The following is a 15,620-nucleotide window of genomic DNA, read 5'->3' on the forward strand; positions in this document are numbered from 1 at the left end:
GTTACTTAAATCTTGAGAGTACAAAAACCTCAAATTCGTCAATTTTGATTTTTGTTCCCTCAAAAACATTATAAAGCCTTAAATCTCACTCGTCAATACTATTCTTTCAAATATTTCAATAACATTGGATTGACCGCTTCAATACGGAATTTTGTTTTCATTTCATACTGATACAATTTGTTTAAAATCTTTAATGCTACTTGATCTTCTATAGATAAACTCATATGAAGAATATCAGAACTAAATAAATAGGGGCCAACCTTTCTTAAAGAAGTTAAAAAGTCTTGTTCATCAGGTATTTGATTTATTGGATATTGATTAATAAATCGTTCATACATAAATTCTAAGGAATAAAAATGATCTACATAATCGGAAACGATATTGATTTCCTCTAGTACTTCTTTAGTTACATGAAGATAACCCTCATTTGAAGGAAATGAGACTATATAGAGTAAGTTACTATGATTAGTAAGAAACTCCATTTTCTCGCAACATTCAACAAAATCATTATAGGATAAAAAATCATCCAAATTTCGTAAGACAAGCAAGAACTTTTCAGAACTGTTCGTCGCAATAACTTCCAACATTGAAAGAAATAATAAAAACTTTGTCTTATTGTCTACAAATTCAAAGGATATATTTTTATCATTTTTTCCAAAGTATGGTAAAAAATTTTTTTGAATTAATTGATCCGTATTAAAATATTTTGCTTCAGTATGATAGATAATATCATCGATTTGAAGATTCAACTTCTGATTCAATAAAAGTGAAATCCTATCTAGATTGTCATTGATATTTTCAATTTGCTCCATTATCTCTATAGAATTAATCTTTTTCTTTATATAATCATAGGCAACTGTTCCTTTTTTATATTCCATTTGTTCAATTAAATCATTGATACTGGACACTTGAATAATACTGAATTCTGACCGGGAAACCATTGTATCGTCTATCAGTATTTTAGGCTCATTTTGTACAAATAGAACTAAATCTTCCTCACTATATTTTTTTCCTCCAAAATACCATAATAGTATCTGCCAAATATAGTATTTTAATTGCTGATCTTGACCTACAATTTGAGTAAATTGACCAAAACTTAATAAAATATTATCCTTGTATGGATGACTAATATTCATTTTCATATAACTACCAACTTATTATCACTGACTACTTCTTCTTGCTTTGTTTTCCCACCTATAATCAAAACCATTTCAGAGAATTGTTTCTCTGTTACTGCAAGCAAACGGACATTCCCACTTGGTAAATTACTCTGACTTAATTTTTTATAGAATTTACTAGCAAAACTTCGGTTAGGACAGGTTCTATAATAAACCGAAAATTGCAACATTTCAAAACCATTAGCAATTAAGTCTTTTCGAAAGTTACGATAAACTCTCTTTTCTTGATTGGTTTCCATTGGCAAATCAAAAAAACACAATAACCTCAATGCTTCATACCTCATTTCTTTAACTCCATTCTACACTCGAAACCACCGGACAGCAAAATTTACTAGTATCTTTATCAGAGATACATTTTAGAAAACCTTTGACATACTTATCCATTGCTACTGTTACAGAACAAGTTTCTTTACCGTAACGAATTCTTGCATTTAGTGTATCTGTTAGCGCCAAGCGAAACTCGTACTTCAAATATTCTTCATCCCGTAAATTTTGATAGACCCAAACATCTACAATCTGCCGAAAAGGTTCCATTAAGTCATCAACCAAGTTAAATTGATTATATTCATTCTTATGGAAAATTCCTATTAAGGGATTTAACCCATACCCAGAAATAATGCGTGCCATCTGAGCTCTCATGATAGCATAACCATAATTTAGACCAGCATTGATGACATCCGTTTCCTGCTGTGTAAGGCGCACAAATTTCTTACCAAACAATTCATTAAAATAGACTTTTGCAGCATGACCTTCACGATTGGTTTTATCTCCAAATTCAATATGATCTTTATAGTCTGCTAATAATCGAATACAATCAATATTTTTCTCAAACATTGCAAGAACATCTTGCTGATTGTTTATTTTGAAATAAGTAACTATCTGCCATAATTTGTCTTTCTGTTCCTGCGTCCACAATAATTGCTCCTGTAATTTTTTATAGGCTCTAAAATGACCATTTTGAGAATGATAAATTCCAGTAGGCATGTGTTCATTATCACAAACAATTAAGGCAATATTATGCTTACTTAAAGCACTTAATAACCTTAAAGTTACAACAGTCTCCCCTCCTTCTGCTACAATTATCGAAATATCACTCAGTGGGATAGCATAGTCTTGACCCATTTTCTTAATTAAAAGGTTATCTAACTTTAATTTCATTTTTTCACTCTGACAGACATGCACAATTCTCCAAGTCATTCTCTTATCCTCTTTCACAAAACGAAAACACCCCGCCATAAATGACAGGGTGTTGAATTCGGCATGAAGCCTTATCTTTGTAGCTTCTGCAAGATTTAAGTAACTGTGCAAGGCGTCCCTTACAGTTACTATTATAATACATTGTACAAGCGTTTGCAACTCTTTTTTAAAATATTTTTAAAATTTGAGTTTTGGTTCGTCACCCTCTTTTTTGATGAAATGTTTATTACCTAAAACATCTGTTTCAACTTTAAAAATGGAGATATTTGATTTATTTAATCCTTTCAAACACTGTCCTCCTCTTGCAACATTTCCAAAGATTGTTATCAATGGCTGGTTACCATCAAATTTGGCTTTATCATAAGGTTTTAGTTCTACATAATGTTTCACATTTGGCATTGTTCTAGATAAGAATCTAAAAATCTGTTCTTCATTATTTTTGGTGTCCTTAATCAAAAGTAAGTCATTTTTATATAAGGTAAATTTGAATTCTGACTGTTCGCCCACTCCTTCTTTTTCTTTAATTTCATTATATTTATCAATAGTTATAGAATAAGTCCCAGTCTTCTTTTCAAATTGTAAATCTGCATATTTTAATCCAAGTAACTCATACTTCTCCGTCTGATGATTAAAATAGAAATCTGTTCTCCAAGGATTTAATTGACGTAGGATTACTTTATTTTTACTATTAGAAGGAGTTATGTTAATAAATGATTCAGGAATATTTTTATCGTAGTATTTCAGACTTTTAATTTCTGGACCATTACCTTTTTTACTGTACTTGCGAATAGGCCCATTTTCTTGTTTGTATTTCTCAAATGGATTACAAGGAATTTCTTTATTCTTCTCATTAAATTCTTTTGAAGGATAGGTTCTTAGAATCTCTTCAATTACCTTTTCAAACGTCTGAGGATCTTTGTGATACATTAAGAATTTACTCTTGTCTTTATTGTAAATTTTAATGAAAGCATCATATCCAGTTTGGCTATATATATCTTTAATCTTACCTAAAACATAAGTTTCTTCAGATTTATCTTTATCCAATTTCGCTTTTCTTGTTGCATAAATAGTTGCATCTGAAATTTTTCTATTATATTTTGAATCCACTTGATAAGAAAATAGGATGCTATCTTCAAATTTCTTGCTACTTAATGTATCAACAAAATGAGCGTAAGGTGCTTTAAATACTAATTCTTTGTATTTATCATCCGTTAATGAAATAATTTCTCCAGTCTCTGAATCAACAATTTGATCCTCTTTATAAGAAATTAGGGGATTAGCTTGTTTTTTCCATAAACTTAATTGACTTGAAGCAGCAATAATTAAGGCATCCACAGCATGATGGTGGTAAGTATCACGAGTTTTTTCAAGTCCCCACTTTCTTCTTAGCTGAGAGGTAAATTGTCCACGTACCACCGAAATAGTTGTATCGAATTTATGCGCTTTATAAAAATCTTGTAGAGCATTTAAAACAACTCGAGAAGAATATCGAGTGTCAACTAAATTCCGTTCGATAAATTTCTGCTTCACTTCAATTTTACTAATATCTTCTTCCGTTAAAAGGTACTCTTTCTTTTTATTACCTAATAATTTAGACTCTTTTACATAAGATTTAAACTCACGGTAGGACCAACCATCATCCATACTATCTAAAGCCTGAAACGGTGTTCGCTGTCCCTTCTCCTGGTTTGCTGTAGCTAGGACCAATACTTTATTAGATAGACTATCATCAAACGATAAAGAAAGAGGTAAAATATGGTCAATTTCGTACTTGTACTGATTGTGAATTAAATCTGAAATTGGAATATTCTTCCCAGTATAGAGACACTTCTCTCCCTGCTGGTGCCATAAACGAATCTTAGTAGCCAATTCCTTATGCCCTTGAAAGATACTATCTGGTAACTCTTTTTTCCCATTGTATTGGAATGCAGCCTTTTCCATAGCAGTATTTTTCTCATCTTGGTTTGCTTTTTGACGTTTTATATAATCTTTCTTAGCATCTTCTTCGTTATTTTCTCGCGCCATTTCGATAACGATATTATCAAAGATACCATATTTTTTAGTTGCTTCGTTGATTATCTTTATGGCCTGTCTGACAGATTTTGCTACTACAGGGTTATAAATTTCTTCTGTTAATTCTTTTTCATCAATATACTTGCTTCTTTTTGATGTTTCTTTAGATTTTTGTTTCCCCAATCGTGTTAGAATTGTCATCTGCTCTTCTGAAGTTTCATAGAGTTCTGGTATCAATTCTATCATGAGTTTAAGAGAAAAATTATGCCATCCCTTACTAAATAGACTGCTATTATTTTTTCTAAATTGAACCAATTCAAGTACTTGGTCTTGACTAAAAGAATCCTTTAATTTTGTGTTAATCGCTTCTTCTATACCTTCTCGTTCAGTATTTAGAGTTAAAATATGAGCAAGTTCATCTAGAACTTCTCTAGACAATTCTCCAACTGAAATTGTTTCTAGTGATTGCATTTTTCGATAGACTTCAAAAGTATGCATTTCAGGTTTATTGTTTACATCAACTCGATAACCACGTATCTGATCTACTGAAGCATCAAGCATTTTAGCAATGTATTTCAATAAGGTTGAAGCCCCTAATGTTTTCGCCGATTTAACATATTCAACGATTGTTTTCTTTTGTTCCTCACTCAGTTTCTTGGTTTCTGTAGGAACTGTTAAATTATTTAAATCATTTAACAAATTAAACTCTTGAGCAGTATAGGAAGCTTTTGAAGCTCTGTACTCATTAGGATAAAATGTACATTTACCAATTAAAATACCAAAAATATTATCTAATGTCGTACCGTCTGTTCTGAAACGTCCATAATCCGTCCGAGATTTTTCATTACCTGGTCCATGATAGTATTTTCTTTTCTCTGTAAGGATTTTTAGATAATTCTCTATAAACTCATCCGTGATCTGGTTATTAAATTCTTGCTGTTTTCTAAGAATTCTTTCAGCTTCTTTTCTATAAGCAGATGTTGAAAAAACATTGATCAATCGCCGTTTCTCACCATTTTCTACAACAGTGAAATCTCCTCTTACTTGACCATATTTTTCGAAACGTTCTAGTTGGATTTGACCAGGTGTTTGTTCAGCGAGTAATTTTCTATTTTCCTCAACTGCCTTACCATAATCAGACGATACTGCACCACCATCCTCAGTAGCATCATCTAAATAGCTAATCCCACGTCTCTTAACAATGTTCTTTAAAGCTATGAACAGCTCTTCATTCGTTAGTTGCTGATTCAAGCCATCTACACGAAGTCGATATGGATTAAGATTAATGGATACCTTAGAAAAATCAGTTAAAAAACCATAGTCTTCAAATAAATCCTTAAGGCGAACACCACGGTGTTTTTTCCTACGATGTAATCGTCGAGCCTGTCTATTTTTTCTTCTTTCAACATTATTATCAGCTGTTGCAGCTGGAAAAAGACGAGAATTCGCATGGATAATCTTTCCAGAATTTTTTTCTAGAATTCCCACTCCTACGGATGCAATACCAATATCCAATCCTAAAACTAAACCATTCATAATTATACTCCTAACCAATCATCATATTAATTAAATTTTACTCCTTACTTCCTAAAAAATCAAATCATTATATGCAATTAACTATAATATCCTGTCTTTTTATAATTATATGCAAATTCTCCCGTTTTCATCATTGATAAAAAACAAAAAAGCGTGATCTCACGCTTTTGGAGTTCTATTTTAACTGGAGTGATTTCTACATGAAAATTACTAGTTTACTGCCCCCTGCAGGAATCGAACCTGCAACTACTCCTTAGGAGGGAGTTGTTATATCCATTGAACTAAGGGAGCTAGAGAAAAACCCTGCTGAATGAGCAGAGTTTTTTAGTCGAATTAACGACGGATTTCTTTGATACGAGCTGCTTTACCTTGAAGAGCACGCAAGTAGTACAATTTCGCACGACGTACTTTACCGTAACGAACAACTTCGATCTTTTCAACACGTGGAGTGTGGATTGGGAAGATACGCTCAACACCTACACCATTAGAGATTTTACGAACTGTGTAGTTTTCTGAGATGCCCGCACCTTTACGTGCGATAACAACACCTTCAAAAATCTGGATACGTTCACGGTTACCTTCGACAACTTTCGCGTGTACACGAACAGTGTCACCAGGACGGAATGATGGGATATCTGTACGAAGTTGACCTTCAGTCAAGCTTTGGATTAATGGATTCATTTTATTCTCCTATCTTTGTCAATCTTGAGGAACCTTCCTCAGCGGATAAACTGTATTTTCGTGCGTCCATTACACACAAGATACAGTTTACCAAATTTCCACCTAAAAGTAAAGAAATTTATAGCAGAATTCCTAAAAAAATCGCTAGAAAACCGCCTATGTAAGTTAAGAGAAAATAGCTATAAAATACCTTCTTGTCACTGATTAGTCTTTGCAGCTCGTCATTCAAGGTTGAAAAGGTCGTCAAACCTCCACAAAAACCTGTCGCTAGGATAGCATAGACTTCCTTGGACTCCACATGATTGTAGAGTAGGCCAATCAAAAAACATCCTATAAGATTGGCAATGAGAGTTCCTAGAGGTAATTTTGAAGCTTGATTATAGCGGGAAAAGAAATAACGAACTAGGGCTCCAAACCCGCAGGCGATTGCAAGATAAACGATTACCATTTCTTCCTCCCTAGAACATAAGCCAAGAGTAGACCTCCACCAATGCTCAAAAATAAGTAGATGCCTAAGCTAAGATAACGCCCGGTATCAAGCAGTTTTACTGCATCAAGCATTAGGCTAGAAAAGGTTGTTAAACCTCCGCAAAAACCCGTCCCCAGCGCCAAAACCAAGCCTTTACTAGTTCCCTTATAGACCAGATAGCCTTTTACCAGATAGACCAGGCAGAAAATGCCTAGATAGTTGACAAGAAAGGTCCCCCAAGGAAAGTCTGGGCTAGCTGGTAACCAAGTGGAAATGAGATAGCGGATAAGGCCTCCCACCATTGCAGCCAGAAAAATTCCTAGCGGATAGAATTGTTCTTTTTTCATTTGATATTTTGATCCTGATAATCACGCGAACGTTTGAGAATGTCTGAAAAAGTCGCAACAATGGTCTCCTGATAGCGCTTATCTTCTACTCGATTTCTGACTTTTTCAAAAATGACTTCTTCTCGCTTACTATCTAAAATAGGTTTTCCTGAGGCTTTCTTATAGGCAACCACTCCCTCAACCAAATGCATCCGTTCTTCTAGGAGCTTGACGATTTGGTCGTCGATTTGATCAATTTCTTGCCGAATAATATCTAAGTTCATACAGTCTCCTCCTTTATTTGAATTATTGTATCAAAAAGCCTCTAAATAGGCTAGTAAAATCCCAAAAAAACTAATAAAAAAACGCACTGACTTCTTCCAGTCAGCGCAGTTTGATTCTTATCCTACTTTTGCAGCCAATTCTTCTGCGAATTGTTCCAAGCGTTCGATGTCTTCTTCTTCGGCAGAAAGGTCCACTTTAACAGACTCTGAACCTTTTTCTGCTCCTGTCGCTACAAATACACGATCAAAGTCATCGACAGCCTTACAGAATTCGTCGTAGAAGGTATCTCCTGAACCGATCACTCCGTAGATTTTGCCATTCAAGTTGAGATCTGCTAGGTCTTCGTAGAAGTCCATCATCTCATCTGGCAATTCTCCATCACCGTAAGTATAAGTCGCAACGATCGCGATATCCGCTTCCAAGAAGTCTGAAGCGTCAACAGTCGTACATTCATCCACATCTACATCCAAGCCCAAGTCACGCAATTTATCTGCTACAATATCTGCAATTTCTTCGGTATTACCGGTCATACTGGCAAATACAATTTTTGCTAATGCCATATCGTCCTCCTCAATTTATCTTTCTCCATTATATCATATCTTTTTCATTTTAAAAATAAAAATTCTTGTGCTACAATGAAATGAGAAAGAATTGAGGTTATTTATGGAAATTTGCCAGCAAATTTTAGAGAAAATCAAAGAATACGATACCATTATCATTCACCGTCATATGAAACCAGATCCAGATGCCTTAGGGAGTCAAGTGGGCTTGAAAGCTCTTCTCACACACCATTTTCCAGAAAAGACCATCAAAGCAGTCGGTTATAACGAACCAACTCTTACTTGGATGGCGGAAATGGATACTGTCCCAGACAGTGTCTACCAAGGAGCTCTTGCTATTATTTGTGATACAGCGAATCGTCCTCGTATCGATGATAAACGCTACGAACAAGCTGCTTTCACCATCAAAATCGATCACCATCCAAATGATGATATCTACGGTGACCTATCTTGGGTGGATACAAGTTCAAGCAGTGCCAGTGAGATGATTGCATTATTTGCTCAAGAAAATCAGCTAGCTTTGTCTAGTGAAGCGGCACGACTTCTCTATGCAGGAATTGTCGGGGACACAGGGCGTTTTCTCTACCCTTCAACTAGTGCCCGTACCTTTAGAATAGCTGGCCAGCTCCGAGAAATTGATTTTGACTTTGCTGGATTGTCTCGTCAAATGGATACCATGAGCTTCAAGATTGCAAAATTGCAAGGCTTTGTCTATGATCATTTAGAAGTTGATGAGAATGGGGCTGCACGCGTTCTGCTTACTCAAGACATCTTGGAAAAATATAAGGTTACGGATGCTGAAACAGCAGCGATTGTTGGGGCACCTGGTCGAATTGATACCGTTAAGGCTTGGGCTATCTTTGTTGAACAAGCTGATGGTCACTTCCGTGTACGTATGCGCAGTAAAATCACTCCTATCAATGAGATAGCCAAACGACACGACGGGGGAGGGCATCCATTAGCCAGTGGCGCCAATTCCTATAGTCTAGAAGAAAACGAACAAATATACAAAGAACTTAAAGAGGCTCTACAGATGCACCAAGGCTAAGAAAGAATTTTCTTGGCCTTTTATATGCTAGATTCTTAAAATATACGGTTTCTTTGTACCTCAGTTTATGGTATAATAAATCAAACTGAATAAAAGGAGACTTAATAATGGAAAAAAATCGTTTGTATATTCTCATTTCTGCTGGAGTAGCAATCCTTGGTTCACTTTTGCCATGGGCTAGTTTAAATGCAGGTTCTTTTGGATCCTATAGCGTGAATGGTTACCAAGGAGATGGGTGGTTTGTCATTATCGCAGCTATTGTGTCTATTGTTCTTGCTTGCTTGAATAATATGAATAAAGCAATGCCTAAAGGGTTCTCAATTGGTGTCATTGTTGCAGGTGCAATTGCAACTCTTGTCACACTAAATAGTCTCTTTAATGTAAATAAGTACATGTCTAACTTTGGTGGATATGGCATTTCAATCGGCTTTGGTTTGATTTTGGCTATTCTTGCTAGCATTGCACTAGTTGTAACTGGTCTCTTGGCAATGTCAGGTGGTAAAATTACAAAAGAGTCATTTACTGAATTAGCTGAGTCTGGTAAAGATTTTGCTCAAACTGTCGGACGTGTAACAAGCTCTACCGTTAAAACTGCGGTCGAAGAAATCAAAAAAGAATCTCAAGAACGTAAAAAAGAAGAAACTACTGCTGAAAAAACAGAGACAGCTAAAGAGGAAACCGAGCAAAAAGAAGAAGCTAAGGAACCAGCTAATGTGGAAGCTGCATCAGCAGCAGAAAACGCAGAACCAGTAAAAGAAAAAACTACAGAATCTGAAACAAAAACAGAAGCTGAGCCAGTAAACGAACCAACAGAAACAGAGGCTGAAGCTGAAGCTGAAACTGTAACAGAATCAACAGAAATAGAAACTACTGAATCTGAAAAAGAAGCTGAATCAGCAGAAGAAAACACAGAACCAGTAAAAGAAACAGAAGTAAAAAATCAACAAGAAGAAAAAGCTCCAAATTAAGAGAACTAATCATTCTTCTACCCTCACTCCAGTAAACACTGGAGTGATTTTTTATCAAGATTTTTAATAAAATCAGGGAAAAGACTTGCCAAACTTATCAGAATCTGATAGACTAGTATGGTAACAATCTATGGCTCGCAAAGAGACCATGGCAGAAAGGAAATATTGCAAAATGAAAAAAGATATCCATCCAGAATATCGCCCAGTTGTCTTCATGGACACAACTACTGGTTACAAATTCCTTAGCGGTTCAACAAAACGCTCTAACGAAACTGTTGAGTTCGAAGGCGAAACTTACCCATTGATCCGTGTGGAAATTTCATCAGACTCACACCCATTCTACACTGGACGTCAAAAGTTCACTCAAGCAGATGGACGCGTGGATCGTTTCAACAAAAAATACGGTCTCAAATAATGATAAAAAAGAACAGTTACCACTGTTCTTTTTTTGTACTTCTTTTTATGAACCAACCACTACCACTTTCTCTTTATCAACCTTCACGCTGACACTATAATTGATTTCAAACGAGGTTAAAAAATATCGAAAAGAAGCTTGATATTGAGAATGGTCAAGATGATTGAAACTGCGTAACCTAGGATGGTGTTCCACTTGGCATTGGTGAATTCTCCCATCAGTGACTTCTTAGAGGTCAGATAGATTAAGGGGAAGATTGAAAACGGAAGAGCAATTGACAGAAAAACTTGTGAATAGACCAATAACTGATCCAAGGTTTTTTCTTGATGTCCAAACAAGACGGCAACAATAATCACAGGAAGCAAGGCAAAAATCCGGGTACCGATACGGATAATCCACTGAGGCAATTTCAGATGTAAGAAGCCTTCCATGACAATCTGTCCTGTTAAGGTACCTGTAATGGTCGAATTCTGGCCACTTGCTAAGAGGGCTAGGGCAAATAAAGTTGACAGAGTTGAGCTGGCTATCGCTCCTGCTATTGTCGAATCCTGTAAAGCATTGTACATTTGAGAGAAAGCTGAAATTTCAGATGCATGACCAAAAAAGAGAGATGCCCCTAAAATGAGAAGCAAGGAATTGACAATAAAGGCTAGGGACAACTGAAGATTTGAATCCCAGGTCATAAAACGCACGGCTTTTCGAACATCCTTCTTATCTTTGTGATTGATTTTCCTTGTTTGGGATAGAGAGGAATGGAGATAGAGATTATGGGGCATGACTGTCGCTCCTACAATTCCTAGAGCCAAGGTCAATTGGCTTTCATGACCTGGTAATGGTGTTTCAAATAATGTTGGAGTCGGTAAATAACCACCAAAGATACCCTGAATACTCGGATTAGATAAAGCCACCAGATAGGTAAAGATGGCTAGTATGGTTAAAATAAGGGTCGTAACAATGGCTTCAATTTTTTTGAAGCCAAATTTCATTAACAACAACAAAAGAAATACATCTAAAACGGTTAAGAGGATAGCGACCATAATCGGTATTTTAAATAAAAGATTTAAGGCAATCGCTGAGCCTAAAACCTCGGCTAAGTCGGTCGCCATTAAAGCTAATTCTAAAATCACCCATAAACTATAGCGAAGCCATTTGGGAGCATGATGTGCAGTTGCCTGTGCTAGATCCATCTTAGTTACGATACCGAGCTTTCCAGCCATCTGTTGTAGTTGCATGGCAATGATGGATGAAATCAAAATAACAAATAAGAGACTATATTTGTAGGATGCACCACCAACCACGCTGGTAATCCAGTTTCCAGGATCCATATAACCAACTGCTACAAGGGCTCCAGGTCCTAAAAAAGCTTTTAGATTTTGCCAAAAATGATTGTTATTAGGAGTTTCAATAGATTGGTTGATCTCAGAAAGAGAGACTTTTTTGTAAGAAGACATCGGAATTTTACACTTTCTAATCTGTCTTTACCTATTTTCTTAATGGAAATTTTGAAAATATAATGAAAATAGTTTTCCATTTCCAATTCTACCTTATTATATCACAATTTAGAACGATTCTTCAGGAAAGAATGATGGTTGAAATAAGCAATTTCTGTATTGCAAAAGCCAGCGTTTTCTAACGCTGGCTTTAAAACTGTGAAAATTCTGTCTCAACTAGATTGCTTCTGTGACAAAACTACGGCTTTCTAGCACCTTGAGCATGGCATTAGCTGTATCTAGAGCTGTAAAGAGTGGCACACCGTGTTCAATGGCTGAACGGCGGATTTGCTCACCATCTTCGTCAGCAGTTCGTTTTGTTCCGACAGTATTGATGATTGCTTGGATTTTCCCTTTGCGAACAAAGCTTGGGATATCCTGATCGTCATCACCAATCTTACCAACAGGTTGGGCTTGAAGTCCATGACTGGCAAAGAATGCTGCTGTCCCTTCTGTCGCAAGGATACCATAACCGATATTTTGGAAACGACGAGCCAAGTCCAAGGCTTCATCTTTGGCATCATCAGCGATGGTAAATACAACGTTACCAAAGGTTGGCAAGTGCAGGTAAGAAGCTTCAAAGGCCTTGTACAAAGCTTTTTCAAGAGTAGTATCAGAACCCATAACTTCCCCTGTTGACTTCATTTCAGGACCGAGCAAGCTGTCTACCTTAGCTAGTTTCGTAAAGGAGAAGACTGGCGCCTTGATATGAACGCGAGTGCTTTCTGGATAGAGTCCATCTTGATAGCCAAGTTCTTCAAGACTTTGCCCAAGAATGAGCTTGGTCGCTACCTGAGCCATAGGAATATTAGTTACCTTAGAAAGGAATGGAACCGTACGGCTGGCACGTGGATTGACCTCAATAACGTATACTTTTTCATCCTTGATGACAAACTGGATGTTCATCATTCCAAGACAGTTAAGGCCAATTGCTAGACGTTTGGTATAGTCTGCGATGGTTTCCTGCACCTTTTGCGACAAGGTTTGTGGTGGGTAAACGGCCATTGAGTCACCTGAGTGGACACCGGCACGTTCGATATGTTCCATGATACCAGGGATGAGAACATTTTCCCCGTCTGAGATGGCATCGACTTCACACTCTTGCCCAACGATGTAAGAATCGACAAGGACTGGATGGTCTGGACTAGCCTTAACAGCGGTACGCATGTAAGAACGAAGGTCTTTTTCGTTTTCGACGATTTCCATAGCACGTCCACCCAAGACATAAGATGGACGAACGAGAACTGGGAAACCAATCTTGCGAGCAGCAAGCACAGCTTCTTCTTCATTGGTAGCTGTTTGACCTGGTGGCTGTGGAATATCCAAGTCTTTAAGGGCTTGTTCAAAGAGGTCACGATCTTCGGCACGGTCTAGGTCAGCGACTTGCGTACCAAGGATGGTCACACCTGCTTTTGCCAAAGGCTCCGCAAGGTTGATGGCTGTTTGACCACCGAACTGAACGATAACGCCTTTTGGTTGCTCCAAATCGATAACATTCATGACATCTTCGAATGTTAATGGCTCAAAGTAGAGCTTGTCAGATACCGAGAAGTCTGTTGAAACGGTCTCTGGGTTTGAATTCATGATGATGGCTTCATAACCAGCAGCCTGAATCGCCTTCACCGAGTGAACAGTTGCATAGTCAAACTCAACCCCTTGACCGATACGGATTGGACCTGAACCTAGGACTAGGACGGATTCCTTATCAGACTTGATAGATTCATTTTCCCAACCATAGGTTGAATAGAAGTATGGTGTTTCAGAGTCAAACTCCGCCGCACAAGTATCAACCATCTTGTAAACTGGGACAATCTTGTTTTCCAAGCGAAGTTGGCGAACTTGCTCAGCGGTCGTTTTCCAAAGTTCCGCAATCTTGCGGTCTGAAAATCCATTGAGTTTAGCTGTTTTCAAGACTTCTAGATCTTGTGGATGGGCACCTAATTCTTGCTCAATTTCAAAGATGTGCAAGAGTTTATCCAGATAGAAGATATCAATCTTGGTCAATTCAGCAATTTCTTCTGGTGTATAACCACGGCGAATGGCTTCTGATACGTAGAAGAGACGGTCATCTTGGGCTTTCACAACCTTTTCAATCAAGGCATCATCAGAAACAGTTGCCAGTTCAGGCATTTCATTGTGGTGAACCCCAATTTCAAGTGAACGACAGGCTTTTAGAAGAGACTCCTCAATGTTCCGACCGATGGCCATGACTTCTCCAGTCGCCTTCATCTGAGTACCAAGACGACGCTCACCTTTTTCAAACTTGTCAAATGGGAAACGTGGAATCTTAGCAACGACGTAGTCAAGGGCTGGTTCAAACATAGCATAGGTTGAACCTGTAACTGGGTTGATGACCTCATCCAAGGTCAAACCGACGGCAATCTTAGCTGCCAATTTAGCAATCGGATAACCCGTCGCCTTAGAAGCAAGGGCTGACGAACGCGATACACGAGGGTTTACTTCGATAACATAGTACTTGAAGCTATGCGGATCAAGGGCCAGCTGAACGTTACACCCACCTTCAATCTTGAGAGCGCGGATAATGCTCAAGCTCGCGTCACGAAGCATTTGGTTTTCATAGTCTGACATGGTTTGCGCAGGAGCAAATACGATAGAATCCCCTGTGTGAATCCCCACTGGGTCAAAGTTTTCCATGTTACAAACAACGAGGGCATTGTCAGCTGAGTCACGCATGACTTCGTATTCGATTTCCTTGAAACCTGCGATTGAACGCTCAATCAAACATTGGGTAACAGGTGACAATTTCAACCCATTTTCAGCGATTTCACGCAATTCTTCCTCGTTGGCACACATACCACCACCAGTACCACCTAGGGTAAAGGCTGGACGGACAATGACTGGATAGCCGATTGATGCCGCAAAAGCAACAGCTTCTTCCACTGTGTTGACAATTTCAGATTCTGGAATTGGTTGCTCAAGCTCTTCCATCAATTGTTTAAAGAGGTCACGGTCCTCTGCTTGGTCGATGGCAGACAATTTAGTACCTAGAAGCTCTACTCCAAGCTCATCTAGGATGCCGTTTTTAGACAATTCCATGGCCATATTGAGCCCTGTCTGACCTCCAAGAGTTGGAAGCAAAGCATCTGGACGTTCCTTACGGAGAATACGCGTCACAAACTCAAGTGTAATCGGTTCGATGTAAACCTTGTCAGCAATCTCCTTATCCGTCATGATAGTGGCAGGGTTTGAGTTTACCAAGACAACCTCATAACCTTCCTCTTTCAAAGACAAGCAGGCCTGGGTCCCAGCATAGTCAAACTCAGCAGCCTGACCAATAATAATCGGACCAGAACCAATCACCATAATTTTTTGAATATCAGTACGTTTAGGCATTTATAAGATATTAAGGGCGTCAAGCGGACCAAGCTAAAATAGGAGTTATGACGAAGAACTATCAGTTCTAGGAATAACTATCTTTTTAGCACCGTCCGTA

14 protein-coding genes and 1 tRNA gene are annotated in these 15,620 nt (G+C 37.7%); 3 read left to right on the forward strand and 12 right to left on the reverse strand.

From position 1 onward, the window contains the following. Positions 1-98 precede the first annotated feature (98 nt). The 10 genes from csn2-St to HMPREF2766_RS07160 form a co-directional block, all read right to left on the reverse strand. Entirely contained in the window at positions 99-1,142 is a 1,044-nt protein-coding gene (csn2-St, locus tag HMPREF2766_RS07115; RefSeq protein WP_070568886.1) for a CRISPR-associated protein Csn2-St, read from the reverse strand. After that, complete coding sequence (gene cas2 / locus HMPREF2766_RS07120; protein WP_001268300.1) at positions 1,139-1,462, reverse strand: CRISPR-associated endonuclease Cas2; 324 nt, start codon at positions 1,460-1,462, stop codon at positions 1,139-1,141. Before cas2 ends, csn2-St begins: the two co-directional genes overlap by 4 nt. Positions 1,463-1,466: 4 nt before the next feature. Further along, on the reverse strand, positions 1,467-2,375 hold the full coding sequence (gene cas1 / locus HMPREF2766_RS07125) for a type II CRISPR-associated endonuclease Cas1 (RefSeq protein ID WP_070569206.1): 909 nt from the start codon (positions 2,373-2,375) through the stop codon (positions 1,467-1,469). Between the two features lie 177 nt (positions 2,376-2,552). Next, positions 2,553-5,924 carry a type II CRISPR RNA-guided endonuclease Cas9 gene (gene cas9 / locus HMPREF2766_RS07130; RefSeq protein WP_070568889.1) on the reverse strand — a complete coding sequence of 1,124 codons (3,372 nt, stop codon included), beginning with the start codon at positions 5,922-5,924 and terminating at the stop codon, positions 2,553-2,555. A gap of 219 nt (positions 5,925-6,143) precedes the next feature. Next, positions 6,144-6,215: transfer RNA gene (locus HMPREF2766_RS07135), tRNA-Arg, on the reverse strand. Between the two features lie 42 nt (positions 6,216-6,257). Continuing rightward, positions 6,258-6,605 carry a 50S ribosomal protein L19 gene (gene rplS, locus HMPREF2766_RS07140; RefSeq protein ID WP_001068669.1) on the reverse strand — a complete coding sequence of 116 codons (348 nt, stop codon included), beginning with the start codon at positions 6,603-6,605 and terminating at the stop codon, positions 6,258-6,260. Between the two features lie 118 nt (positions 6,606-6,723). Then, a complete protein-coding gene (crcB, locus tag HMPREF2766_RS07145) occupies positions 6,724-7,053 on the reverse strand; it encodes a fluoride efflux transporter CrcB (RefSeq protein WP_070568892.1) in 330 nt (109 codons plus the stop codon). Continuing rightward, positions 7,047-7,421 (reverse strand): fluoride efflux transporter CrcB, encoded by a 375-nt coding sequence (gene crcB, locus HMPREF2766_RS07150; protein WP_070568894.1) that lies wholly within the window; start codon positions 7,419-7,421, stop codon positions 7,047-7,049. The genes crcB (HMPREF2766_RS07145) and crcB (HMPREF2766_RS07150) overlap by 7 nt, the downstream gene beginning before the upstream one ends. Next, positions 7,418-7,684, reverse strand: coding sequence for a chorismate mutase (locus tag HMPREF2766_RS07155; protein WP_070568897.1), 267 nt, complete (start codon positions 7,682-7,684; stop codon positions 7,418-7,420). Before HMPREF2766_RS07155 ends, crcB (HMPREF2766_RS07150) begins: the two co-directional genes overlap by 4 nt. Positions 7,685-7,801: 117 nt before the next feature. Then, the gene (locus HMPREF2766_RS07160; protein ID WP_070568900.1) at positions 7,802-8,245 is read right to left on the reverse strand and encodes a flavodoxin; all 444 of its coding nucleotides are present in this window, start codon (positions 8,243-8,245) and stop codon (positions 7,802-7,804) included. A gap of 103 nt (positions 8,246-8,348) precedes the next feature. On the opposite strand from HMPREF2766_RS07160, the gene HMPREF2766_RS07165 reads away from it, so the two are divergent. The 3 genes from HMPREF2766_RS07165 (at position 8,349) to HMPREF2766_RS07175 (ending at position 10,676) form a co-directional block, all read left to right on the forward strand. Continuing rightward, positions 8,349-9,293, forward strand: coding sequence for a DHH family phosphoesterase (locus tag HMPREF2766_RS07165; RefSeq protein ID WP_070568902.1), 945 nt, complete (start codon positions 8,349-8,351; stop codon positions 9,291-9,293). Between the two features lie 107 nt (positions 9,294-9,400). After that, complete coding sequence (locus HMPREF2766_RS07170) at positions 9,401-10,261, forward strand: DUF5336 domain-containing protein (RefSeq protein ID WP_070568905.1); 861 nt, start codon at positions 9,401-9,403, stop codon at positions 10,259-10,261. A gap of 172 nt (positions 10,262-10,433) precedes the next feature. After that, positions 10,434-10,676, forward strand: a complete 243-nt coding sequence (locus HMPREF2766_RS07175; RefSeq protein WP_000710762.1) for a type B 50S ribosomal protein L31 — start codon at positions 10,434-10,436, stop codon at positions 10,674-10,676. A 116-nt stretch (positions 10,677-10,792) separates the two neighbouring features. On the opposite strand, the gene HMPREF2766_RS07180 is transcribed toward HMPREF2766_RS07175, so the two are convergent. Continuing rightward, positions 10,793-12,127 (reverse strand): Nramp family divalent metal transporter, encoded by a 1,335-nt coding sequence (locus HMPREF2766_RS07180; RefSeq protein ID WP_070568907.1) that lies wholly within the window; start codon positions 12,125-12,127, stop codon positions 10,793-10,795. 216 nt (positions 12,128-12,343) lie between these two features. Continuing rightward, positions 12,344-15,520 (reverse strand): carbamoyl-phosphate synthase large subunit, encoded by a 3,177-nt coding sequence (gene carB / locus HMPREF2766_RS07185; protein ID WP_070568911.1) that lies wholly within the window; start codon positions 15,518-15,520, stop codon positions 12,344-12,346. Positions 15,521-15,620 lie beyond the last annotated feature (100 nt).

Source organism: Streptococcus sp. HMSC076C08 (assembly GCF_001810825.1).
Classification (GTDB): domain Bacteria; phylum Bacillota; class Bacilli; order Lactobacillales; family Streptococcaceae; genus Streptococcus.

Excerpts from the sequence above, each read along its gene's own strand:
- csn2-St (WP_070568886.1), bottom strand. The coding sequence starts at position 1,142 with ATGAAAATGAATATTAGTCATCCATACAAGGATAATATTTTATTAAGT.
- cas2 (WP_001268300.1), bottom strand. The coding sequence starts at position 1,462 with ATGAGGTATGAAGCATTGAGGTTATTGTGTTTTTTTGATTTGCCAATG.
- cas1 (WP_070569206.1), bottom strand. The coding sequence starts at position 2,375 with ATGACTTGGAGAATTGTGCATGTCTGTCAGAGTGAAAAAATGAAATTA.
- cas9 (WP_070568889.1), bottom strand. The coding sequence starts at position 5,924 with ATGAATGGTTTAGTTTTAGGATTGGATATTGGTATTGCATCCGTAGGA.
- rplS (WP_001068669.1), bottom strand. The coding sequence starts at position 6,605 with ATGAATCCATTAATCCAAAGCTTGACTGAAGGTCAACTTCGTACAGAT.
- crcB (WP_070568892.1), bottom strand. The coding sequence starts at position 7,053 with ATGGTAATCGTTTATCTTGCAATCGCCTGCGGGTTTGGAGCCCTAGTT.
- crcB (WP_070568894.1), bottom strand. The coding sequence starts at position 7,421 with ATGAAAAAAGAACAATTCTATCCGCTAGGAATTTTTCTGGCTGCAATG.
- HMPREF2766_RS07155 (WP_070568897.1), bottom strand. The coding sequence starts at position 7,684 with ATGAACTTAGATATTATTCGGCAAGAAATTGATCAAATCGACGACCAA.
- HMPREF2766_RS07160 (WP_070568900.1), bottom strand. The coding sequence starts at position 8,245 with ATGGCATTAGCAAAAATTGTATTTGCCAGTATGACCGGTAATACCGAA.
- HMPREF2766_RS07165 (WP_070568902.1), top strand. The coding sequence starts at position 8,349 with ATGGAAATTTGCCAGCAAATTTTAGAGAAAATCAAAGAATACGATACC.
- HMPREF2766_RS07170 (WP_070568905.1), top strand. The coding sequence starts at position 9,401 with ATGGAAAAAAATCGTTTGTATATTCTCATTTCTGCTGGAGTAGCAATC.
- HMPREF2766_RS07175 (WP_000710762.1), top strand. The coding sequence starts at position 10,434 with ATGAAAAAAGATATCCATCCAGAATATCGCCCAGTTGTCTTCATGGAC.
- HMPREF2766_RS07180 (WP_070568907.1), bottom strand. The coding sequence starts at position 12,127 with ATGTCTTCTTACAAAAAAGTCTCTCTTTCTGAGATCAACCAATCTATT.
- carB (WP_070568911.1), bottom strand. The coding sequence starts at position 15,520 with ATGCCTAAACGTACTGATATTCAAAAAATTATGGTGATTGGTTCTGGT.